Here is a 21,240-nt window from a genome sequence, read left to right on the forward strand (position 1 = left end):
GGAAGCGTCGCGAAGCCTGTCAGACCGCCGGTTGGAAGTCCGGTGCCTTGCGGAGCTGCAACGGACATGCGTCCGGTCCCTATCCCTTGAACGTCGTCGTCGGTACGCCGCCCTTGAACCAGGTCTCGAATTTCCGGTTTTTGTAACGCCAGACACTGTCGTCGCCTTTCACGCAATGGTCGGTCGCGAGTGCGATCTGGATCGGTGGCGCGGACACCTGAACCGGTTCTCCATCATGAGCGTAGAGGGTCAGGTACCAGGTGGTCTCGGCTTCGTTCCGAGATACCGAACCCACCCGGAAATTGCTCACGATATGGGCCGCCACACGCGGCCCGCGGCTGATCCGGTATTCATAGAACTGCCGGATCTTTTCGCGCCCGCGGTAGGTCTGTTCGCTCGCTTCGAAAACGCCGTCCTCGGTATAGAAATCGGCGGCCTGGCGTCCCCAGTTGGTGTCGACGTCGTGCCAGAAATCGTGGAGGCGGAGCTCCAGTTCCCGGGCAAGGCTCATCTGGTCTTCGATATTGAACCCTTCGATATTGAACAATGCCGACTCCTGTCGTCCGGGCGAGGGGCTGGATCGACTTGCCGGAAGCAGGTGACGCAGCCCGTTCGCGCCGTTCTAGGGCAGCGCTTCGGTTCCCGTCCGGAAAGACGGAGGCTATTTCTTATCGCGAAAAGATTGGCGGCATCGATCGGCGAGCCGGAATTGCCGGCCAGGTTTTCTGTCCGCGAAATGGAAAAGCAAACCATTTGCCGTTGGTCGCCGGCAAATGGCACCAGAGGCCGTTCGAAATACGAACGGCGGCTTCCAGGGAGAACGTATTGGCCAATCCGACGATTATCAGCTGTGCCGTGACCGGCAATATCACGAGTCCCTCGCAGACGCCTTATCTGCCGATAACGCCTGAGCAGATCGCAAATGCATGTCTCGAGGCGGTGCGTGCCGGCGCGGCAATCGTCCATATCCATGTCCGTCATCCGGACGGCAGGCCGAGCATGGAACTGGCTCACTACCGGGAGGTCGTCGATCGTCTGCGTGCGGCCGACGAGGACGTCGTCATCAACCTCACCACTGGCCCCGGCGGGCGTTTCATCCCAGGCGAGGAGGAGCCGAGCATCGCCGCGCCGGGCACGACCCTCCTGCCGCCGGAGCGCCGGGTCGAACACGTCACCGCGCTGAGGCCCGAGATCTGCAGCCTCGATTTCAACACGATGTATTCCGGCTCGTCGGTCGTCATCAACACGCCTCGCAATCTCGGCATCATGGCGGACATCATCCGCGAAGCGGGCGTTCTGCCGGAACTCGAAGTCTTCGATAGCGGCGATATCCAGCTCGCCAATCATTTCCTTCAAGAGGGGCGGCTCGACATGCCGGCTCTCTTCCAGATCGTGCTCGGCATTCGTTATGGCGCGATCGCCACGCCGGAGACCCTGATGTACATGAAATCGCTGCTGCCGGCCGGTTCGCATTGGGCGGCCTTCGGCGTCGGCCGATGGGAGTTCCCGATGCTGGCGCAGGCATGGCTTCTCGGCGGCCACGTCCGGGTCGGCCTGGAGGACAATATTTATCTCGAAAAAGGCGTGCTTGCCGAAAGCAACGCCATTCTCGTGAAAAAGGCGGTGCGTATCCTCAAGGAACTTGGCGGCCGGGTCGCAACGCCGGCGGAAGCGCGCGAAATCCTGGGGCTGAGGAAGCAGCTTCCCAGGGCGAGCTGAGGGAGGTTTCGCATGAGCGGGGGGCGACCGATACACGTTGAGGGAGCCGGCCGGTTGGTTGATATCTCGGCTCTGCCCCGTTACGACTTTCGAAAACCGGGCAGGGTCCTGAACGGGGACGACGATCCCATGCCCCGCGGCTGAGGCGGAAGACAATGGATACGACAATCTTGGGGCGGACCGGGCTGAAGGTCAGCGTGGCGGTCCTCGGAGCCGGCGGCAACAGCCGGCTCGGCCTGCGCCGCGGAGGAAGCAAGGCGGAGGCGATCGATCTCGTCCGGGCTGCGCTTGATCGCGGCGTCAACTTCATCGATACCGCCCCGGCCTATGGCACGGAAGACGTCGTCGGCGCCGGCATCGAGGGGCGGCGCGACAGCGTGATCCTGGCCACCAAGGCGCGCTGTACTGTCCAGGGCAGTTCCTACGAAGGCAGTGAATTCGTTGCTCCCGGCGACATGCGCAGGAGCGTCGAAGCCAGTTTGAAGGCGCTCCGCACCGATCATATCGACATATTGCAGCTGCACGGGGTGCGCCCGCATCAATACGAGTTCTGCCGCGGCGAATTGCTGCCGGAACTGCAGCGGTTGCGCGACGAGGGCAAGCTGCGTTTTCTCGGCGTCACCGAAGCATTCGGCGTCGATCCGGAGCATAGGATGGCGCAGAGCGCCGTCGCGGATGGCGTCTGGGATGTGCTCATGCTGGGCTGCAACTTCGTCAACCCTTCGGTTGCCCGTTTCGTCCTGCCGCAGGCGACGGAAAAGAACCTCGGCGTCATGGCCATGTATGCCGTGCGTGGTGCGCTGGCCCGCAAGGAGACGCTGAACGGCCTCGTTGCGAAGCTCGTGGCGCAGGGCGAAGTCCCGGCAGATGCACTCGATCCCGAAGATCCGCTGGGATTCCTGCTGGAAAACGGCGTTGCCGGATCGCTCACGGAAGCTGCCTACAGGTTCTGCCGCCATATGCCGGGCATCAGCGTCGTGATGACCGGAACCGGCAGCCTCGCACATCTGGAAGAAAATATCGCGGCGATCAACGGCACGTCGTTGCCCGCAGGCGTTCTGGACAGGTTGTCTGCGGCTTTCGGCAAGGTTACGTCCGCCACGGGCGATCTCGAATAGACGCGATCTTGAATAGATATTGTCGCGGACCGGTCCGGCGATCGGCCTGACCGGAGCTCGCCGTCTCCGCTGAATGCGGCGGCATTCCGATCGCGTCTATGCCGGGATCGGCTGCGGTATCGCCGTTGCCCGGCATTGAAAACTCGCTAAAGATTTCGCGATGCGAAACTCGTTGGGTCCTCCGTTGCGACCGGCCAGTGCGACGGCCCATGCTGCGGCGGGACGGATGCCGTGATCGGCAGAGGGCGAGTCTCTTGCGGGGAGGCATGGCTCGCCGGACGATCCGGAAAGACCGACGTCGTCCGGTGACGTGACCGCGGCGCTGCGGGAAGAAGGCGCGGAGAGGTTGTCATGGAGTTCAGCGCGCAGACGAGCGATGCAATTGCCGGCGAAGACGTCCTTCCCGGGAGCGATCGTCCCCCGGTCTGGAAAGACGGCTTCCGCCGCGAGATGCCGAGTTGCCGCGCCAATTCCCGCCGCGGCACGACGGATGCGATCAAACCCTCCTATCCCCCGGTGGAATCGGTGCGCCGCGCGCTGGAAATCCTGCGCATACTCAACCGGCTGCGGATCGGCAGCGTCGGCGACATTCACGCGGCCACCAGGCTTCCCAAACCGACCATCGTGCGAATGCTCGATACGTTGATTGCCGATGGATATGTCGTGCGCGACAACATGTGCGGCGGTTATCGCGTGACGCATCGTGTGGAGGAGCTCCATGCCGGTTATGAAGGCATTGCTGAAGTGATCGAGGCATCCCGGCCCTTCGCAATCGATCTGACCAACAGCATCAAATGGCCTGTCGGCATCGGCACGCTGGATGGCGATGCGATCGCGGTGCAGTTCTGGACGGGAGCGATCAGCCCCTGGGTGCACGTCAATACCCTGTTGCACAACCGGCCGAATTTGCTGACCTCCGCCATGGGCAGGGCCTATATGGCCTTTTGCGGGGAGGCGGAGCGGGAATCGCTGTTCGCCATGATCCGCGCCAAAGGCGGCGGGAGCTTCGGCCCCGAGCAGGAAGCGCAGCACAACGCCCTTCTCGCCAATGTGCGCAGGAACGGCTACGCGCTGAGATCGCCTCGGACGGAGCCACGACGCAATACCACCGTCGCCGTGCCGATCCGCCACGACGGCGCCGTTCTGGCGTCGATGACTGTCAGCTTCTTCATCACCGCCGTCCCGCGCAGCAAGATCGAGGAACGCATCATCGAGCCGCTCAAGGAAACGGTTGACAGGATCGAAACCGTCATCGCCTTCATGCGGCGCCGCAGATCCCAAGTGAATATCGCTGACGGCGATGTCATGGACTATCCACCAGCGTTCTGAGGCACGGTCCTGCAGGGGTTTTTGCGGCGTCGAAGCTGGCCACAACATCAAGATGCTCCGGCTCTCCCCTCGCATTATCTCGACAATCGTTGAAGCTTGCAAAGCGACGACCACAAGCAAGGGTCGCGCTGATCGGTTCATGGAAATACGCGGCGGATCACCCGGCCGGATGGCAAAATGATTTTCCGCTTTCGTCGCTGCAATCAGAAATATCGCCCTTCAATGTCTATTAAATCCATAGACAAATAGTCGGGCATTCCAGTGATGATTCATGAGGTCCCCGATGTACGCCCTGAGCCTTCTCGACAAAAGCCCCGTTTCCTCCGGGGAAAGCGCCGTGGGGGCGCTCTCCAATACGGTCAATCTGGCCAAAAGGGCCGAGGAACTGGGGTATCGGCGCTTCTGGGTTGCGGAACATCACGGCGGCACCGAGCTTGCGAGTTCCGCGCCGGAAGTGTTGGTCTCGTGGATCCTCGCCAATACGTCCCGCATCCGGGTCGGGTCGGGTGGCGTCATGCTGCAGCATTACAGCCCTTACAAAGTGGCGGAAGTCTTCAACCTCCTGTCGTCGCTGGCGCCCGGACGCGTCGATCTCGGCGTCGGCAAGACACCGGGTGGCCTTCCTAAAGCGACTGCCGCTCTTCAGGCCTATCGCGGCGCCAAGCCGGATTTCGAGGCTCAGCTCTCGGACCTCACGGCATTTCTCGACAATGCCGTCGCCGGTGAACCTGACGAGGCCCTGGCCTTCTCGGGGCCGAAACCGCCGGTGACTGCCGATAGGTTCCTTTTGGGTGCGAGTCCGGATAGCGCGCGGCTTGCTGCCAACCATGGATGGAATTTCGTTTTCGCCGGACATCTCAACGGCGATCCGGAAAACCTGCGCCTCAGCCTTGATATCTACCGGAAGGAAAGCGGCGGCAGGTCGGCGATCCTGGCGCTGGCGGCATTCGCCTCCGAAAGTGCGGCGCATGCCGCGGCCCAGGTTTCGGAATTGAAGGTCTTTAAGGTCTTTCTCGACAATGGCCAGTCGGTCAGCCTCGGGCGCCGCGAGCAGGCCGAGGAGTTCGCCAAACAGGCCGGTGCCAGGGAGTACCGCATCGAGGAGCGCAGGCCGAGCGTGCTGCACGGCACGCCGGAAAGCATCCACGACGAATTGGCACGCCTTTCGAAGCTGCACGGCATCGAGGAATTCATTCTCGAACCGCCGGCGGTCGGTGCCGACGAGCGGCTCGCGTCCGTCGAGCTTCTGGCGCGCAGGCCGCTTTCCGCAGCCGCATGATTTCCCAAGGAGATTGTAAGATGAGCAAGAAAATTCGTTTCGGTATCATGCTGCAGGGCGCCGGCGGGCACATGAATTCCTGGCGCCACCCGAAGAGCCCGGTGGATGCCAGCGTCAATCTCGATTTCTTCAAGCAGACGGCACTGAAGGCCGAGGCCGCCGGCATCGCCTTCGCCTTCGTGGCGGACGGACTCTATATCAACGAGAAATCCATTCCGCATTTCCTCAACCGGTTCGAGCCGCTGACCATCCTCTCGGCGCTCGCGACCGTGACGTCGAAGATCGGCCTTGCCGGCACGGTCTCGACCTCCTACAGCGATCCTTTCACCATTGCCCGCCAGTTCGCCTCGCTCGATCTCCTGAGCGGCGGCCGGGCCGGCTGGAATGCGGTGACGACGCCGCTCGAAGGGACCGCGAAGAACTACAGCCGCAGTCATCCGGAACATGCGCTGCGCTATGAGATGGCGGATGAATATATCGAGGTCGTCAAGGGTCTCTGGGACAGCTGGGACGACGACGCCTTCATTCGGGACCGGACAAGCGGCAAGTTCTTCGACCGCGACAAACTGCACCGGCTCGACCACAAGGGACGCTTCTTCCAGGTGGAAGGCCCGCTCAACATCCAGCGCTCGGCGCAGGGCCAGCCGGTGATCTTTCAGGCCGGGTCTTCCGACGCGGGCATCGGGCTCGCCGGCAAGCACGCGGACGCGGTCTTCACCAACGCGGTCTCACTTGAAGACAACCAGACTTTCTCCCGCCGGGTGAAGCAGGCGGCGATCGCGCAGGGGCGTTCGGCAGACGACGTGAAGATTTTCCCCGGCATCGGCCCGGTCGTCGGCGAGACGCAGGCCGAAGCGGAAGAGAAATACCAGATCATCCGCAATCTCATCTCGATCGACGACGCGCTCGCCTATCTCGGGCGCTTTTTCGACCATCACGATTTCAGCGTCTATCCGCTGGATGAGCCCTTCCCGGAATTGGGCGATATCGGCAAGAACAGTTTTCGCTCCACCACCGATCGCATCAAGCGTGTCGCCAGGGAGAAGGGCCAGACCCTGCGTGAGGCCGCGCTGGAGGCGGCGACCCCGCGCGAGGGGTTCGTCGGCACGGCGGAAGCCATCGCCGACAAGATCATCGGCTGGGTCCAGCAAGGTGCGGCCGACGGTTTCATCCTCGGCTTCCCGGTGATCGCCGAGGGTCTCGACGATTTCATCCGTCTCGTCGTCCCGATCCTTCAGGAGCGCGGCTATTTCGATCCGCATCTAGAAGGTGAGACGCTGCGCGATCACCTTGGACTGCCGCGGCGTGAAAGCGTTTATGCCGCCGGGCAGCCGGAAACGCAGAAGGTCCGTGCCTGACGCATTGAAGAGGTAAACGGCCGCGCGGATCGCGCGGCTCCAACCTTCGGAAAGCAAGACGATGAATATCCACATTGACGACGCGCGTCACCGCGACGGCGCCGAACGCGCGATCCTTGCCTCGATCGATGAGCTCGTCGCCATAAGGCGCGATCTGCATCAATATCCCGAACTGTCGTTCCAGGAGCGGCGGACTTCCGGCATCGTGGCCAAATACCTCCTCTCATACGGCTATGAGTTAACCGAAGGCGTCGGCGGCTACGGCGTGGTTGCGACGCTGAGGCGAGGACAGGGCGGCAAGCGCATCGGTATCCGCGCGGATATCGATGCGCTGCCGATCGAAGAAGCGACGAACCTCGTCTATTCCAGCCGCAATCCAGGGGTCATGCATGCCTGCGGGCATGATGGCCACACGACCATCCTGCTTGCGGCTGCCCGTTATCTCGCCGAGCACGGGACGTTTTCCGGCACGCTGACGCTGATCTTCCAGCCGGCCGAGGAAGTCGGCGCCGGCGCCCGCAAGATGATCGACGAGGGACTGTTCGAACGCTTTCCCGTCGATGCGATCTTCGGCCTGCACAATTGGCCGGGCGTGACGGCGGGTCAGTTCGGTTTCGTCGAGGGCCCCGCCATGGCTTCCGTCGACCAGGCCCTGATCCGCATCGTCGGCAGGGGCGGACATGGCGCGGCTCCGCACGAAGCGGTCGATCCGGTGCTCGCGTCCGCCTCCTTCATCACGGCCCTGCAGAGCATCGTCGCCCGCAATGTCGATCCCTTGGAAATGGCGGTGCTGACGGTCGGCTCCATCCATGGCGGCTCGGCCTCCAACGTCATTCCCGAAAGCGTCGAACTGAAGCTGACGGCGCGCGCCTATTCACCCGCCGTCCGCGACAGGCTGGAAGAGCGGGTGCCGGCACTCGCCCGAGCCCAGGCCGAGAGCTTTGGCGCCCATGCCGAGGTCAACTACCGACGCGGTTTCCCGGCGGTCGTCAATCATGTCGAGGAAACCCGCCTTGCACGGCGCGTGGCGGAGGAGAATTTCCCCGCCGAACAGGTCGCCGCGGATTTCCGCCCGCGCACGGCGAGCGAGGACTTCGCCTACATGCTGCAGGCTCGGCCGGGCTCCTATCTCTTCGTCGGCAACGGCGACAGCACGCCCCTGCACAGTCCCCAATACAATTTCAACGACGAGATCATCGCGCCGGCGGCCCGGTTCTGGGTGCGGCTCGCCGAAACCTTCCTATCCTGATTGGCACATATCCATGGAGAGCACCGTGAGCGATCGTTTTCTCTACACCACACCGCTTGATCCGCTGGCCAAGCCGCTGATCGACGAATTGACCTTCGAATACGACAGCCGCTACGGCAGCTTTTACGACGCCGAAGGCGCGACGAAGGAGATGAACCGCTACGCCCCGGAGGTCTTTGCGCCGCCGCAAGGCAATTTCCTTCTGCTCCTGCGCGACGGTGAGGCGATCGCCGGCGGCGCCTTCATGAAACATGCGGATGAGGGCACGGTCGAGTTCAAGCGCGTCTGGACCCATTCGGCCCATCGCCGGCAGGGGCTTGCCCGCAAGGTTCTGGTCGAGCTGGAAGAGCAGGCGGTGCGCCAGGGTTATTCCCGCATCTACCTGACGACCGGTTTCCGCCAGCCGGAGGCCGTCGGCCTCTATCTCACCAACGGTTATTCCGCACTGTTCGACACCACGGCGGACCCGGAGACCATCCGCAAGCTGCCCTTCGAGAAGTCGCTCCATTTCGGCACCTATGCAGCCCGCAAGGCGGTCGTCTCGGCCACCCTGCAAGGCGCGGCGTGAGGAGACGGCGATGACGATCACGACCGATTTCAACGACATCCAGATCGCCTCGCGAAAAACTGCCGCCACCAAGGGCGACTATTCCCACTTCCGCATCGTGCCGGCCCGGTATCCGGCGCGCATTGCGGGAACGGTCTTCGCGCTTCTGGTCATCGCCGCGACGCTGCATTCGGTTCTCGGCAATCCGCGCTGGGGCTGGGATGTGTTTGCCGAGTGGTTCCTTGCCGAACCGGTGCTCGTCGGCCTCGGCCGTACGCTGCTCCTCACCCTGCTCGGCGCCTTCTTCGGCTTTCTTCTGGGCACCGGTCTGGCGCTGGCGCGCGTTTCCCGCTCGCCGCTGCTGGTCGGCGTATCCTGGACCTATATCTGGATCTTCCGCTCGATCCCGTTGATCGTACTGCTCCTGATCCTCAACAATCTCGGCTATCTCTACGAGACGATCACGGTCGGTGTTCCCTATACGGGCATCAACTTCTTCAGCTGGAACACCACGCAACTGATCACGCCGTTTGCCGCGGCCGTGCTCGGCCTGACGCTCAACCAGGCGGCCTTCGCCTCCGAGATCATCCGCGGCGGCATCCTCTCCGTCGATCAGGGGCAGCTCGAAGCGGCCTCGGCACTCGGCCTGCCGCGCGGCCGCCAGGCATCGCGCATCATCCTGCCGCAGGCGATGCGCTCCATTCTGCCGACGGCCTTCAATGATTTCATCGGCCTGGCGAAAGGCACGTCGCAGGTCTACATCCTGGCGCTGCCGGAACTCTTCTATACGATCCAGATCATCTACCGCCGCAACCTGGAAGTCATTCCGTTGCTGATGGTGGCGACCGTTTGGTATCTCGTCATCCTGACGGCGCTGTCGATCGTCCAGCATCATATCGAACGCCACTATGCCCGCGGCGCGCTGCGCAACCCGCCGCCGTCGATCTTCTCCGGCCTTTATCGCCGCCTTCTGCCGCGGACCGCTTCCGCAGCCAGGCCGGTGGAGGAACCCCAGGCCCGTGCGGTCGCGCGCCGTCCCGATATCGCGCCCTTGCATACCCGCGGTGGTGAAGTGACGATCCACGGCGTCTCGAAGAGCTTCGGCCAGCTCAGGGTTCTGGACCATGTGACCCTTTCCGTGCCGGCCGGCACCGTCACCACCATCCTCGGCCAGTCGGGATCCGGCAAGTCGACGCTCCTGCGTTCGATCAACCATCTGGAACGAGTGGACGACGGCTTCATCGCCATCGACGGCGAGCTGATCGGCTACCGCCAGGATGGCGAGACGCTCTACGAGCTGAAGGAAAAGGACATACTGAAGCGCCGTGTCGAAGTCGGCATGGTGTTCCAGAACTTCAATCTCTTCCCGCATCTGACCGTGCTCGAAAACATCATCGAGGCGCCGGTCGCCGTGCGCGGCATTCCGCGGGAGCAGGCGGAGACCGAGGCTCGCGAACTGCTTGCCCGCGTCGGTCTCGCCGAGAAGGCGAACGTCTATCCGCGCCAGCTTTCGGGTGGCCAGCAGCAGCGGGTCGCGATCGCCCGGGCGCTGGCGCTCAAGCCCAAGGTCCTGCTCTTCGATGAACCGACTTCGGCGCTCGACCCGGAACTGGTGGGAGAAGTCCTGGACGTCATCAAGGAACTCGCCCGTTCCGGCACGACATTGATCATCGTCACCCATGAAATCGGTTTCGCCCGCGAAGTCTCCGACCTCGTCGTCTTCATGGAACAGGGCCGCATCCTCGAAACCGGCACGCCGGACAAGGTCTTCAGCCGTCCGGAACATCCGCGCACCGCCGAATTCCTCGCAAAAGTCCTCTGAACGACCAAAACCCAAGGGAAACACCGCAATGTCTTATAAAACCAGGCTTTTCAGCATCGTCGCCGGCGGTCTTCTGTCGCTCTCGCCCGTTTTCGCTTCATCTGCCCATGCGCAGGCCGTCGATCTGTCCCCGGAGCAGAAGGGCCGGGTGAGGGCCGAAAAGGTGCAGGCCGCGATCGATCTCCTGCCGGAGGATTACAAGTTCGCCAATTCCGGCAAGCTGACGGTGGCTTCCGTGCCGGGAAACCTGCCCTTCGCAATCTACGGCAACGATACCAAGACGCCCGTCGGAGCCGAGCCGGATGTCGCCCAACTGGTTGCCGACAGCCTCGGCCTCAAGCTCGAACTCGTCCCGGTCGCCTGGGCCGACTGGCCGCTCGGCCTCGTTTCGGGACGGTTCGACGTGGTGATCCACAATGTCACCGTCACCGAAGAGCGCAAGGAAAAGCTCGATTTCTCGACCTATCGGAAAGACCTGCTCGGCTTTTATGTCGCCAACGACAGCAAGATCCAAAGCATCGGCAAGCCGGAGGATATCGCCGGCCTGAAGGTGATCGTCGGCGCGAGCACCAATCAGGAGCAGATTCTCCTGCGCTGGAACGAGGCGAATGTCGCCAAGGGGCTGAAGCCCGCCGAGATTCAATATTACGACGACGTGGTGGTGCAGGATCTGGCGCTGCAGTCCGGCCGCGCCGACGCCTATCTCGGCCCCAATGCCATCTCCGCCTTCAAGGCCTCGCAGGGTAACAAGACGCGCCTGGTCGGCACGTTTTCCGGCGGCTGGCCGGTGACCGCCGAGATCGCCGTCGCCACCAGAAAGGGCGCCGGCCTGGCGGATGCGATCACGGCGGCGATCAACGCCCAGATCGACAACGGCAATTATGGCAAGACGCTCGCCCGCTGGAACCTTTCGGCCGAAGCCATCGCAAAATCGCAGACCAACCCGCCCGGCCTGCCGAAGAAATAACTCGTTTGGCGCGGGTCCCTCTCTGTGCCCGCGTCCTTTTTATAGAACACGGAAGTCTACAATGACCCTCTTCAGGAAAACCGCCAGCTTCGTCGCCGCAGGCCTGGTCTTCACTCTCGGCCTTTCGGCCGCAAGTGCCGGCGACATCTTCGATCTCTCACCCGGCCAACCGGGTCGCATCCGCGCCGAAAAGGACGCAGCCGCAATCGCCGCGATACCCAAGGACTTCAAGTTCGTGACGTCGGGCAAGTTTACCGTCGCCGTTTCTCCCGGCGGTCCGCCGCTCGCGACCTATGCGACGGATGCCAAGACCGTCGTCGGTGCCGATCCCGATTACGCGCTGGCCATTGCCGACAGTCTCGGCCTCGAACTGCAGCTGGTCCCGGTCTCCTGGCCGGACTGGCCGCTCGGCCTCGTCTCCGGCAAGTACGACGCGGTGATTTCCAATGTCGGTGTCACGGAACTGCGCAAGGAGAAGTTCGACTTCTCCACCTATCGGCAGGGACTGCACGGGTTCTTCGTGAAGGCAGACAGCAATATCAAGGAGATCAGGGAGCCGAAGGATGCGGCCGGCCTGCGCATCACCGTCGGCGCCAGCACCAACCAGGAACGCATCTTGCTCAAGTGGAGCGAGGAGAACGTCAAGGCCGGGCTGAGGCCGATCGAGCTCGTGTATCACGACGACGATGCTGCCCGCCTCGTTGCGCTGCGCTCCGGCCGCGTCGACGTGATCGTCCAGCCGCATGCCCAGCTCGTCTACATCGCGGCGCGCGACAGGAACATCCGGCGCGTCGGCACGCTTTCGGCCGGCTGGCCGGAGCGGTCCGACGTGGCGATCACCACGCGCAAGGGCTCGGGGCTCGCCGATGCGCTGACGCTTACCACCAACGATCTCATCAAGAGCGGGGTCTATGCCAAGGTGCTCGCCCGCTGGCAGCTTTCCGAGGAAGCGTTGCCGGAATCCCGCACCAATCCGCCCGGTCTGCCGAAGAGCTGAGCCTTTCGTCCCTGGAGCCGCGGCAAGGGCTTGCGGTTCCATCATTTTCCTCGTGACATTTACGAAACCATGGCAGAATCCTCGTTCGACATCCGTCACATCGGTTTTCTCACGCCCGGCAATTATCCCGACGACGATCCTTCCGCCGGGCTTGAAGCATCACTGAAACTGTTCGAAGCCGGGGAAGCGCTGGGCTATAACAGTGCGTGGGTGCGCCAGCGGCATCTGGAGCACGGCGTTTCCTCGGCGCCCGTCTTCCTTGCCGCCGCCAGCCAGCGCACCCGGCGGATCGAGCTCGGTTCGGCGGTGATCCAGCTCGGTTATGAAAGCCCGTTCCGGCTCGCCGAGGATCTTTCCATGGCGGATGCGCTTTCGGGCGGGCGCCTGAACGTGGGTGTCAGCGCCGGGCCGCCGCTGCATGCCGAGATCGTCGCACCCTTGGTCTTCGACGGCGACTGGCAGACGTTCGATTTTTCCTACGCCCGCGTGGAACGGCTGCTCGCCAGTCTTTCCGGCGACTATCTGGGAGACGGCGAGACCTACGTCACCTCGCCAGGCAATCGGCAGCGTGCCCGTCTTCAACCCTATGCCAAAGGCTTGAAGGAACGGGTCTGGTATGGCGGCGGGTCGCTGCGGTCGTCGGAATGGGCCGGGCGGACCGGCCTCAACCTGATGATCGGCAGCCTGACCTCCGGCGACGTTGCCGACGATTTCTTCGAGGCACAGGCCAAGCAGCTCGCTGCCTATCGCGCCGCCTTGCCGGCCGGGCGCCATCCTCGCGTCGCCGCCGGCCGGGTGATCGTGCCGACGGACAGCGCCGACGGCAGAACCCGGGAGAAATACCGGGCCTATGCCGCCAGCCTCCACGAGCGGACGCTTGCTCCGCAGGGACCGCGCCGGACGCTCTTCGGCCGCGACCTGGTCGGCAGTTCGGACGAAATCCTGGAAAGGCTGTTTGCCGACTGCGTCCTGCCGGAAGTCGACGAACTCAGGCTGGAACTGCCCTACGAGTTCGCACTCGAGGAATATATCCAGATCATCACCGATTTTTCGCAAAAGATCGCACCGCATCTCGGCTGGTGCCCGCCGGAGAGGGGTTCCGGCACTCACTCATTTCCCTCAACCGCGTGCCCTCAACAGCGTGAAAGCATCCGCATGACCAAAGACGGCAATCCGGCCCGCAGCCTCGGCATCAATACACAGCTGGTGCGGACGGGCTACGATCCTTTCGACTACTACGGCTTTGTCAATCCGCCGCCCGTCCGGGCATCGACCGTCCTCTTTCCGACCGCCGAGATCATGGATACGCATGCCCAGAAATACACCTACGGCACGCGCGGAACGCCGACCACGAACGCGCTCTGCGACGCGATCGACGAGCTTGAGGGATCGGCGGGGACCATTCTCGTGCCTTCCGGCCTTGCGGCGGTGACGATTGCCTTCCTTGCCTATCTTTCACCCGGTGACCATGCGCTGGTGGCCGATTCCGTCTATGGGCCGACCCGGCATTTCTGCGAGACCATGCTGTCGCGCTTCGGTGTCGAGGCGGATTTCTACGATCCGATGATCGGCGTCCATATCGAAAAGCTCTTCCGGCCGAACACCAGGCTCGTCCACACAGAGGCGCCGGGCTCGAACACGTTCGAAATGCAGGACATTCCGGCGATCGCCGAGGTGGCGCACCGGCACGGCGCGGTCGTGACCATGGACAACACCTGGGCTACGCCGCTTTATTTTCGGCCGCTGGATTTCGGCGTCGACGTCTCGATCCAGGCCGTCACCAAATATCCGGCTGGCCATTCCGACATCCTGATGGGGACAGTTTCGGCCAATGAGAGGCATTGGCCGCGGCTCAAGGAAACCAACGGCGCGCTCGGCATCTGCGGCGCACCGGACGACGCCTACCAGGTTCTGCGCGGGCTGCGCACGATGGGCGTGCGGCTGGAGCGGCATCAGGAGAGTGCGCTCGCCGTCGCAAGATGGCTGGAGAGCAGGGATGATGTCGCGCAAGTGCTGCACCCGGCGCTGCCGGGCTTTCCGGGCCACGATCTCTGGAAGCGGGATTTCAAGGGCGCGAGCGGCATCTTCTCCTTTGTGCCGGCGGTCGAGCGGAAGCAGGATCATAAGCGCAAGGCACAGATTTTCCTCAATGCGCTGACGCTCTTCCGGCTCGGATATTCCTGGGGCGGCTTCACGAGCCTTGCGCTGCACGTCAACCTGTTCGACCGCAAGGTAACTCCGCCCCCGACCGGCGGGCCCGTCCTGCGTCTTCAGATCGGGCTTGAGGATGTGAGCGATCTCATTGCCGATCTGGAAAAAGGATTTGCCGCGATCGCGGCGGCATAGCGCATGGCGAAGCTCCGGTTCAGAACAGACGCTACGGGCGTCCGAACCTCCGGCGGGTAAGGTACGGGCCGAGCGGCTGGCCGCGATGGCCGGTTCGCTCAACGCGTAGCCAACCGGATAACATGCCCGAATGGTCGGATCGATCGGAAGGCGCGCGATCCGGCCCTTCTCCGGAGATGTCGTCAACGTGCGGTCTCCCGCACGTCCTTGAACAGCACGCTCTGGTCGGTGAGGTATTTGGCGAAGATCGGCAGGCTTGCGCCGCCGATCGCGCGGGCATGGGCGCCGACGCGGCCCTCGATGATGTCGGGAATGATGACACCCTGCAGATCCAGTCGGGAGACGGCTTCGATGGTTGCGGCGACGATGCGCCTGCGCACCCAGACCGGAAAGCCGCCGTCGATGACCGCGGCGCCGAAATCGATGATCGAGGCGGCTGCGACGATCGCCTGCGCCATCGCATTCGCCGTCTCCTGGATCCAGAGTTCGAGCGGTTCGCCGAAATCGATCCAGTCGTCGGCGGAATACCAGAGCGGTTGCGGATTGATGCCGCGCTCCTTGAGGAGGTTTTCGAGTACGAAGATCGAGGCGATGTCGAGAAGCTGGCGGGTCTCTCCGTCCTTGCCGCGCACGGGAAGCGGCGCGACGGCGCCGGCCGTTCCGGTGCGCCCGGAAAAGATCGCCGAATTCAGGACGATGCCGCCGCCGACGAAGGAGCCGATGAAGAAATAGACGAAATCCGGATAGGAGGATCCGACCCCGAACACCAGTTCCGCGCCGCAGGCGCTCGTCGCGTCGTTCTGCAGGTAGACCGCATGGCGGACGCGGCCGGCGATTTCCGCCTGCAGGTCGATGTCGCGCCAGGCATCCATCGCGCCCGGCGGCGCGCCGACCTCGTCGGACCAGTTCCAGAGTTCGAAGGGTGCGGCAATCCCGATACCGGCGACGCGGCTGCGCTGTATCTCGTCGAGCTGTCCCTCCAGCCTTGCGATGCCGGAGGTGATGGTCTCGATGATCCTGTCCGGCACCGGATAGGCATAGGTTTCGTGATATTGCAGCCGCATCCGGCCGACGAAGTCCATCAGCACCAGATCGGCGCTGCGCCGCCCGATCTTGACGCCGAAGGAATAGACGGCGTCGGGATTGAGCCGCATCGGCACCGACGGCTGGCCTACCTTGCCCCGCACGGGCTCGCCGCGCAACAGCAGCCCGTCCTTTTCGAGGGACCGCATGATGACCGAGACAGTCTGCGCCGACAGCCCGCTCATGCGGGTGATCTCCGCCTTGGACATGGAGCCGTTCAGCCGGACGAGGGAAAGCACCAGCCTTTCGTTATAGGCCCGCACCCGCACCTGGTTCGACCCGCCGGTGAAGCTGCCGAGCGGCGTATGGCCCTGATCTATTCCGTCCGACATCGAAATCGGCCTTCCTCCCAGAATTCTGCTCGACCTCGAAGGTGCCTTTGTTCTGCCCGGACAGCTTGTTCGAGATTCCCGGTGAGCTGACAAGGCGGCATATCGCGGCAGGTGGAATTCGGTTCCTCCAATTTCCGAACTATGCCACGTGCGATAAATAATTCAATCGGAATTAATTATTGACAGGTTGAATGAACTCGTCCTTAATTAGCATCGCAAGGGCACGGGAAGCTTTGGAGGAGGCACCTGTCCAACTCGATGGCACCTGTGCCCGACCATCGATCCGCCAGCGGCCTGGTCCGTTGCGAACAGCTTACTCTCGGGAGGAGACCATGAAGAAAACCGTACTGACCGCCGCTTTCGGCGCACTCGCGCTCGGCGTCGCCTTTTCCGCGCCGGCCCAGGCCGCCGGCGTATCCGCATGCCTGATCACCAAGACCGATACCAATCCCTTCTTCGTCAAGATGAAGGAAGGCGCGACCGCCAAGGCCAAGGAACTCGGCGTGACGCTGAAGTCCTATGCCGGCAAGATCGACGGCGACTCGGAAAGCCAGGTCGCGGCGATCGAAAGCTGCATCGCCGACGGCGCCAAGGGCATTCTCATCACCGCATCCGATACCAAGGGCATCGTGCCGACCGTCAAGAAGGCCCGTGATGCCGGCGTTCTCGTCATCGCGCTCGACACACCGCTCGACCCGATCAACTCGGCCGACGCCACTTTCGCCACCGACAATCTTCTCGCCGGCAAGCTGATCGGCCAGTGGGCCAAGGAAACCATGGGTGACAAGGCCAAGGATGCCAAGGTCGGCTTCCTCGACCTGACGCCCGACCAGCCGACCGTGGACGTGCTGCGCGACCAGGGCTTCATGATCGGCTTCGGCATCGATCCCAAGAACCCGGACAAGATCGGCGACGAGACCGACAAGCGCATCGTCGGCCATGACGTGACCAACGGCAACGAAGAAGGCGGCCGCAAGGCCATGGAAAACCTTCTCCAGAAGGATCCCGGCATCAACGTCATCCACACGATCAACGAGCCGTCGGCCGTCGGCGCCTATCAGGCGCTGAAAGCCGTTGGCATGGAAAAGAACGTGCTGATCGTCTCCGTCGACGGCGGTTGCCCGGGCGTCAAGTCGGTCAAGGATGGCCAGATCGGCGCGACCTCGCAGCAATATCCGCTGCTGATGGCCTCGCTCGGCATCGAGGCGATCAAGAAGTTCGCCGACACCAAGGAAAAGCCGAAGCCGACCGAGGGCAAGTCCTTCTTCGACACCGGCGTCTCGCTGGTCACCGACAAGCCGGTCCCCGGCGTGAAGTCGATCAGCGTCAAGGAAGGCACGGACAAGTGCTGGGGGTGAAGCGCGGTCAGGCGTAGCCTGAGCAATCGATTCAGTGAATCGATTGCAGCGCTGAACGCCCGAAGCGTAAGCGAAGGGCCGGACGGTACGGCATTCTCCCATCTCCCCCTTGCGGGGGAGATGTCGCCAGCGGCGACAGAGGGGGTGGTGCCATGAACCGAACGGTAGAATGTGCTGAACCACCCCATCTGTCAGCTCCGCTGACATCTTCCCCGTAAGGGGGAGGAAGGGAGACCGCAGCCCCCACCCCACAAAAACAGCGGAGGAGGAAACATGAGCGGCATACAGGAATTCGAGCGCGTCCTCGATGGCAGCGACAAGAACGTCGCGTCGTTCGAGCACCAGAACATCTCTTTCTTGAAACGCGCCCAGCATTTTCTGCACTCGACGCCGGCGGCCGTGCCGCTGATCGTGCTCGTGCTGTCGATCCTGATCTTTGGATTGACGATCGGCGGGCGGTTCTTCTCGTCCTACACCCTGACGTTGATCCTGCAGCAGATCGCCGTGGTCGGCATTCTCGGTTCGGCGCAGACACTGGTCATCCTCACCGCCGGCATCGATCTGTCGATTGGCGTCGTCATGGTCATCTCGGCCGTGATCATGGGCAATGTCGCCGTCACCTATGGTCTGCCGACACCGATCGCCATTCTTGCCGGGCTGCTTACTGGCGGGCTGTGCGGCCTCTTCAACGGCTTTCTCGTCGCGATCGTCAAGCTGCCGCCCTTCATCGTCACGCTCGGTTCCTGGAACATCGTCATGGCGACGAATTTCATCTATTCCGCCAATCAGACGATCCGCGACGCGGACGTGGACGCCAACGCGCCGCTCCTGCACCTCTTCGCGATCAACTTCCGGATCGGCAGCGCGATCCTGACGCTCGGCGTCATATCGATGGTCGTGCTGGTCGGGGTGCTCTGGTACGTGCTGAACCACACCGCCTGGGGCCGGCATGTCTATGCGGTCGGCGACGATCCGGAAGCCGCGAAGCTTTCCGGCATTCAGACCCGTAAGGTGCTGCTCAGCGTCTATACGCTGGCCGGCGTCATCGCCGCCTTCGCGGCCTGGGTGTCGATCGGCCGCAACGGCTCGGTATCCCCGTCGGCTGCGGTCACCGACTACAATCTCCAGGCCATCACCGCGACGGTGATCGGCGGCATCTCGCTCTTCGGCGGCCGCGGCTCCATCCTCGGCACGCTGTTCGGGGCGATGCTCGTCGGCGTCGTGTCGATGGGCCTCAACATGCTCGGCGCCGACCCGCAATGGAAAGTCATGCTGACCGGCTGGCTCATCATCGCCGCCGTCGCGATCGATCAGTGGATCAGAAAGGCAGGCGTCTGATGGCTCCGGAAGCGAATATGCAAACGAACACGCAACGGGACGTCCGGCCCATCCTCTCCGCCCGCGGCCTCTTCAAGCGCTACGGCCGTGTCACCGCCCTCGACAATGCCGATTTCGACCTCTATCCGGGCGAAATCCTGGCCGTCATCGGCGATAACGGCGCCGGCAAGTCTTCGCTGATCAAGGCGATTTCCGGCGCCATCCGCCCCGACGACGGCGAGATCACGCTGGAGGGCAGGGTGGTGAATTTCAAGTCGCCGCTCGAAGCCCGCGATGCCGGCATCGAAACGGTCTACCAGAACCTCGCGCTCTCGCCGGCGCTGTCGATCACCGACAACATGTTCCTCGGCCGCGAGATCCGCAAGCCGGGCTTCATGGGCACGGTGCTGCGCAAGCTGGACCACAAGGCGATGGACAAGTTCGCTCGCGAAAAACTCTCCGAACTGGGACTGATGACGATCCAGAACATCAACCAGGCGGTGGAGACCCTCTCCGGCGGCCAGCGCCAGGGCGTTGCCGTGGCGCGCGCGGCGGCCTTCGGTTCGAAGGTCATCATCCTCGACGAGCCGACCGCGGCGCTGGGCGTCAAGGAAAGCCGCAAGGTGCTGGAACTCATCCTCGACGTGCGCTCCCGCGGCATTCCGATCGTGCTCATCTCGCACAACATGCCGCATGTCTTCGAGGTGGCGGACCGCATCCATATCCATCGCCTGGGTCGGCGGCTGACGGTCATCAATCCCAAGGACTACACGATGTCCGACGCCGTCGCCTTCATGACGGGCGCCAAGGCACCTTCCGAACCGGTTGCGGCTTGAACGGCCGGAACAGGGATAGTTTCTGGTACCGTCGCTTCAAGACAGGTGCGGGAGGTGACCGGAAGAGGATCGGAACTTCCCGCGCAGGTGAAGACGCGCCCTTGGCGAGGTTGCACGGGGACTGCACCGAAGCCGGCTTGCGCATAGCCGGCCGCATCGCACGCGAAGCGGGGACGAATTCACCCTGTCCGGAAGAAATTACCGTTCCATTTCAAGGGCAGGAGCGTAAAATTGTCCCCGTTTCGTCCCCGCGTTTTGGATGGCCCGCATAATGGCGAGGTCATCGGGCAGGGAACCGGGTCGCGAACCGGTCTTCTCCACGGGAAGCAATCCGGCGTCCGATGATGGTCGTTCAAGGCAGGGGCCGCGCCGTCAGGGCGCCAACCGCCGGAAGACCCCGGTGTCGTAATTTGGACCCTCCGGCACCGGGTCTTCAGGAAATGCCGAGGCGATCGGGCAGGCAGAATGCCTGACAATCCCATACCCAATGCCGACTGCCTGCCCATCCCTGGCTCACCGTGGCGGAACCCCTTCCGCCGTGGATATTTGCCATGCCCGCAAGATCGGGATCGCCGGTCATCGGCGCATATCGGTTGCTTTGATCTCGGACAATTTCAGGATTCGCCATGGAAGCGGGCGACGCCGGGGACCTTGCCTCCGCATCGCCTCTCTCCCGAATTTTACCCCCGCGCGAAAAATTCGATTTTCGGCGCTTGCCGTCCCCGCGATCGCCTCTAATTGAAGTGTCAGAACCGCTCGGTTCGATCCCACATCGATGACGTCTGTCCTGACGCGTCACCGACCTTTTCTTCTCCGGGGAGGTCTTCTTTATGGAAACCCACTGTCTCAAGCGCCCGACGCGGCGCCAATTCCTGTCTTCCGTCGCTTTCACCATCCTTGCCGGCTCGGCCGCGCCGGTTCTGGCCCGCAGCATCTCGGGCGCTCTGCCCTGGGAGGCGCGGTCCGCCGATCCGCCGGTGCAGGTGAAGCCCGGGGGCTGGCTGTTCTTCACCCCGGAAGAGGCGCGGACCATGGAGGCGGTGGCGGACCGGCTTATCCCGGCCGACGACCTTTCGATCGGCGGCAAGGATGCAGGCTGCGTCGTCTATCTCGACCGGCAGCTCGTCGGTTCCTACGGCAATTCGAGCCGGCTCTATACGAAGGGGCCATTCATGCCCGGCCTGCCGACGCAAGGGTATCAAGCACCGGATACGCCCGCCCAGCGCTACCGCGCCGGTATCGCGGCGTTGAACGGCTTCACGGCGGGAGCCAAGGGCGGCAAGCGTTTCGCCGAACTGGCGGCTGAGGATCAGGACGCGGTCCTGAAGGACCTCGAGGCCGGCAAGATCACGCTGCCCGACAAGGTGGACGCCAGGTCCTTCTTCAACCTGATGCTGACCAACGTGATGGAAGGCTTCTTCGCCGATCCCGTCTATGGCGGCAACAGGGACATGGCCTCGTGGAAGATGCTGGGTTTTCCCGGCGCGCGATACGATTACCGCGACCACGTTTCCAAGCACAACCAGCCCTATCCCCTGCCTCCGGTTTCGATCGCGGGCTCGATGGAATGGACGACAAGGTAG

The 21,240-nt window shown here is 63.2% G+C and carries 17 protein-coding genes and 1 pseudogene; 16 read left to right on the plus strand and 2 right to left on the minus strand.

Features of this window, described 5'->3' with window-relative positions:
• Positions 1-79: 79 nt before the first annotated feature.
• Positions 80-547 (minus strand): nuclear transport factor 2 family protein, encoded by a 468-nt coding sequence (locus DMO26_RS00750; RefSeq protein ID WP_117190112.1) that lies wholly within the window; start codon positions 545-547, stop codon positions 80-82.
• A gap of 278 nt (positions 548-825) precedes the next feature.
• Between DMO26_RS00750 and DMO26_RS00755 the strand changes: the two genes are divergently transcribed.
• From DMO26_RS00755 to DMO26_RS34260, 12 genes and pseudogenes are all read left to right on the plus strand, one after another.
• On the plus strand, positions 826-1,719 hold the full coding sequence (locus DMO26_RS00755; protein WP_117190113.1) for a BKACE family enzyme: 894 nt from the start codon (positions 826-828) through the stop codon (positions 1,717-1,719).
• 155 nt (positions 1,720-1,874) lie between these two features.
• Positions 1,875-2,837 (plus strand): aldo/keto reductase, encoded by a 963-nt coding sequence (locus DMO26_RS00760; RefSeq protein ID WP_117190114.1) that lies wholly within the window; start codon positions 1,875-1,877, stop codon positions 2,835-2,837.
• Positions 2,838-3,188: 351 nt separating this feature from the next.
• Entirely contained in the window at positions 3,189-4,166 is a 978-nt protein-coding gene (locus DMO26_RS00765) for a helix-turn-helix domain-containing protein (RefSeq protein WP_117190115.1), read from the plus strand.
• A gap of 283 nt (positions 4,167-4,449) precedes the next feature.
• Positions 4,450-5,445 carry an MsnO8 family LLM class oxidoreductase gene (locus tag DMO26_RS00770; protein ID WP_117190116.1) on the plus strand — a complete coding sequence of 332 codons (996 nt, stop codon included), beginning with the start codon at positions 4,450-4,452 and terminating at the stop codon, positions 5,443-5,445.
• A 20-nt stretch (positions 5,446-5,465) separates the two neighbouring features.
• Positions 5,466-6,803 (plus strand): LLM class flavin-dependent oxidoreductase, encoded by a 1,338-nt coding sequence (locus DMO26_RS00775; protein WP_117190117.1) that lies wholly within the window; start codon positions 5,466-5,468, stop codon positions 6,801-6,803.
• Positions 6,804-6,864: 61 nt separating this feature from the next.
• Complete coding sequence (locus DMO26_RS00780; RefSeq protein ID WP_117190118.1) at positions 6,865-8,052, plus strand: M20 aminoacylase family protein; 1,188 nt, start codon at positions 6,865-6,867, stop codon at positions 8,050-8,052.
• Between the two features lie 13 nt (positions 8,053-8,065).
• Positions 8,066-8,620 carry a GNAT family N-acetyltransferase gene (locus tag DMO26_RS00785; protein WP_205421158.1) on the plus strand — a complete coding sequence of 185 codons (555 nt, stop codon included), beginning with the start codon at positions 8,066-8,068 and terminating at the stop codon, positions 8,618-8,620.
• A gap of 10 nt (positions 8,621-8,630) precedes the next feature.
• Entirely contained in the window at positions 8,631-10,421 is a 1,791-nt protein-coding gene (locus tag DMO26_RS34890; RefSeq protein ID WP_117190119.1) for an amino acid ABC transporter permease/ATP-binding protein, read from the plus strand.
• Between the two features lie 28 nt (positions 10,422-10,449).
• Positions 10,450-11,388 (plus strand): ABC transporter substrate-binding protein, encoded by a 939-nt coding sequence (locus DMO26_RS00795; protein WP_117190120.1) that lies wholly within the window; start codon positions 10,450-10,452, stop codon positions 11,386-11,388.
• A gap of 61 nt (positions 11,389-11,449) precedes the next feature.
• A complete protein-coding gene (locus DMO26_RS00800) occupies positions 11,450-12,385 on the plus strand; it encodes an ABC transporter substrate-binding protein (protein ID WP_117190121.1) in 936 nt (311 codons plus the stop codon).
• Positions 12,386-12,454: 69 nt separating this feature from the next.
• Positions 12,455-13,240, plus strand: a pseudogene (locus DMO26_RS34255) (LLM class flavin-dependent oxidoreductase); the annotation flags it as partial.
• Between the two features lie 300 nt (positions 13,241-13,540).
• A complete protein-coding gene (locus tag DMO26_RS34260) occupies positions 13,541-14,731 on the plus strand; it encodes a cystathionine beta-lyase (RefSeq protein WP_226951170.1) in 1,191 nt (396 codons plus the stop codon).
• A 182-nt stretch (positions 14,732-14,913) separates the two neighbouring features.
• On the opposite strand, the gene DMO26_RS00810 is transcribed toward DMO26_RS34260, so the two are convergent.
• The gene (locus DMO26_RS00810) at positions 14,914-16,146 is read right to left on the minus strand and encodes an ROK family transcriptional regulator (RefSeq protein WP_117190123.1); all 1,233 of its coding nucleotides are present in this window, start codon (positions 16,144-16,146) and stop codon (positions 14,914-14,916) included.
• A gap of 332 nt (positions 16,147-16,478) precedes the next feature.
• Here DMO26_RS00810 and DMO26_RS00815 point away from each other — a divergent pair, with 332 nt between their 5' ends.
• The 4 genes from DMO26_RS00815 to DMO26_RS00830 all read left to right on the plus strand — a co-directional run bounded on the left by DMO26_RS00815 (position 16,479) and on the right by DMO26_RS00830 (position 21,240).
• Complete coding sequence (locus DMO26_RS00815) at positions 16,479-17,504, plus strand: sugar ABC transporter substrate-binding protein (protein ID WP_117190124.1); 1,026 nt, start codon at positions 16,479-16,481, stop codon at positions 17,502-17,504.
• Positions 17,505-17,777: 273 nt separating this feature from the next.
• Positions 17,778-18,842, plus strand: coding sequence for an ABC transporter permease (locus DMO26_RS00820; protein ID WP_117190125.1), 1,065 nt, complete (start codon positions 17,778-17,780; stop codon positions 18,840-18,842).
• 17 nt (positions 18,843-18,859) lie between these two features.
• Complete coding sequence (locus tag DMO26_RS00825; RefSeq protein WP_117190496.1) at positions 18,860-19,657, plus strand: ATP-binding cassette domain-containing protein; 798 nt, start codon at positions 18,860-18,862, stop codon at positions 19,655-19,657.
• An 830-nt stretch (positions 19,658-20,487) separates the two neighbouring features.
• Positions 20,488-21,240 (plus strand): gluconate 2-dehydrogenase subunit 3 family protein, encoded by a 753-nt coding sequence (locus DMO26_RS00830; RefSeq protein WP_117190126.1) that lies wholly within the window; start codon positions 20,488-20,490, stop codon positions 21,238-21,240.

Source organism: Rhizobium terrae (genome assembly GCF_003425685.1).
GTDB classification, from domain to species: Bacteria; Pseudomonadota; Alphaproteobacteria; order Rhizobiales; family Rhizobiaceae; genus Neorhizobium; species Neorhizobium terrae.

Coding starts and splice junctions, on each gene's coding strand:
- DMO26_RS00760 (WP_117190114.1), top strand. CDS start 1,875: ATGGATACGACAATCTTGGGGCGGACCGGGCTGAAGGTCAGCGTGGCG.
- DMO26_RS00765 (WP_117190115.1), top strand. CDS start 3,189: ATGGAGTTCAGCGCGCAGACGAGCGATGCAATTGCCGGCGAAGACGTC.
- DMO26_RS00770 (WP_117190116.1), top strand. CDS start 4,450: ATGTACGCCCTGAGCCTTCTCGACAAAAGCCCCGTTTCCTCCGGGGAA.
- DMO26_RS00775 (WP_117190117.1), top strand. CDS start 5,466: ATGAGCAAGAAAATTCGTTTCGGTATCATGCTGCAGGGCGCCGGCGGG.
- DMO26_RS00780 (WP_117190118.1), top strand. CDS start 6,865: ATGAATATCCACATTGACGACGCGCGTCACCGCGACGGCGCCGAACGC.
- DMO26_RS00785 (WP_205421158.1), top strand. CDS start 8,066: ATGGAGAGCACCGTGAGCGATCGTTTTCTCTACACCACACCGCTTGAT.
- DMO26_RS34890 (WP_117190119.1), top strand. CDS start 8,631: ATGACGATCACGACCGATTTCAACGACATCCAGATCGCCTCGCGAAAA.
- DMO26_RS00795 (WP_117190120.1), top strand. CDS start 10,450: ATGTCTTATAAAACCAGGCTTTTCAGCATCGTCGCCGGCGGTCTTCTG.
- DMO26_RS00800 (WP_117190121.1), top strand. CDS start 11,450: ATGACCCTCTTCAGGAAAACCGCCAGCTTCGTCGCCGCAGGCCTGGTC.
- DMO26_RS34260 (WP_226951170.1), top strand. CDS start 13,541: ATGACCAAAGACGGCAATCCGGCCCGCAGCCTCGGCATCAATACACAG.
- DMO26_RS00810 (WP_117190123.1), bottom strand. CDS start 16,146: ATGTCGGACGGAATAGATCAGGGCCATACGCCGCTCGGCAGCTTCACC.
- DMO26_RS00815 (WP_117190124.1), top strand. CDS start 16,479: ATGAAGAAAACCGTACTGACCGCCGCTTTCGGCGCACTCGCGCTCGGC.
- DMO26_RS00820 (WP_117190125.1), top strand. CDS start 17,778: ATGAGCGGCATACAGGAATTCGAGCGCGTCCTCGATGGCAGCGACAAG.
- DMO26_RS00825 (WP_117190496.1), top strand. CDS start 18,860: ATGCAAACGAACACGCAACGGGACGTCCGGCCCATCCTCTCCGCCCGC.
- DMO26_RS00830 (WP_117190126.1), top strand. CDS start 20,488: ATGGAAACCCACTGTCTCAAGCGCCCGACGCGGCGCCAATTCCTGTCT.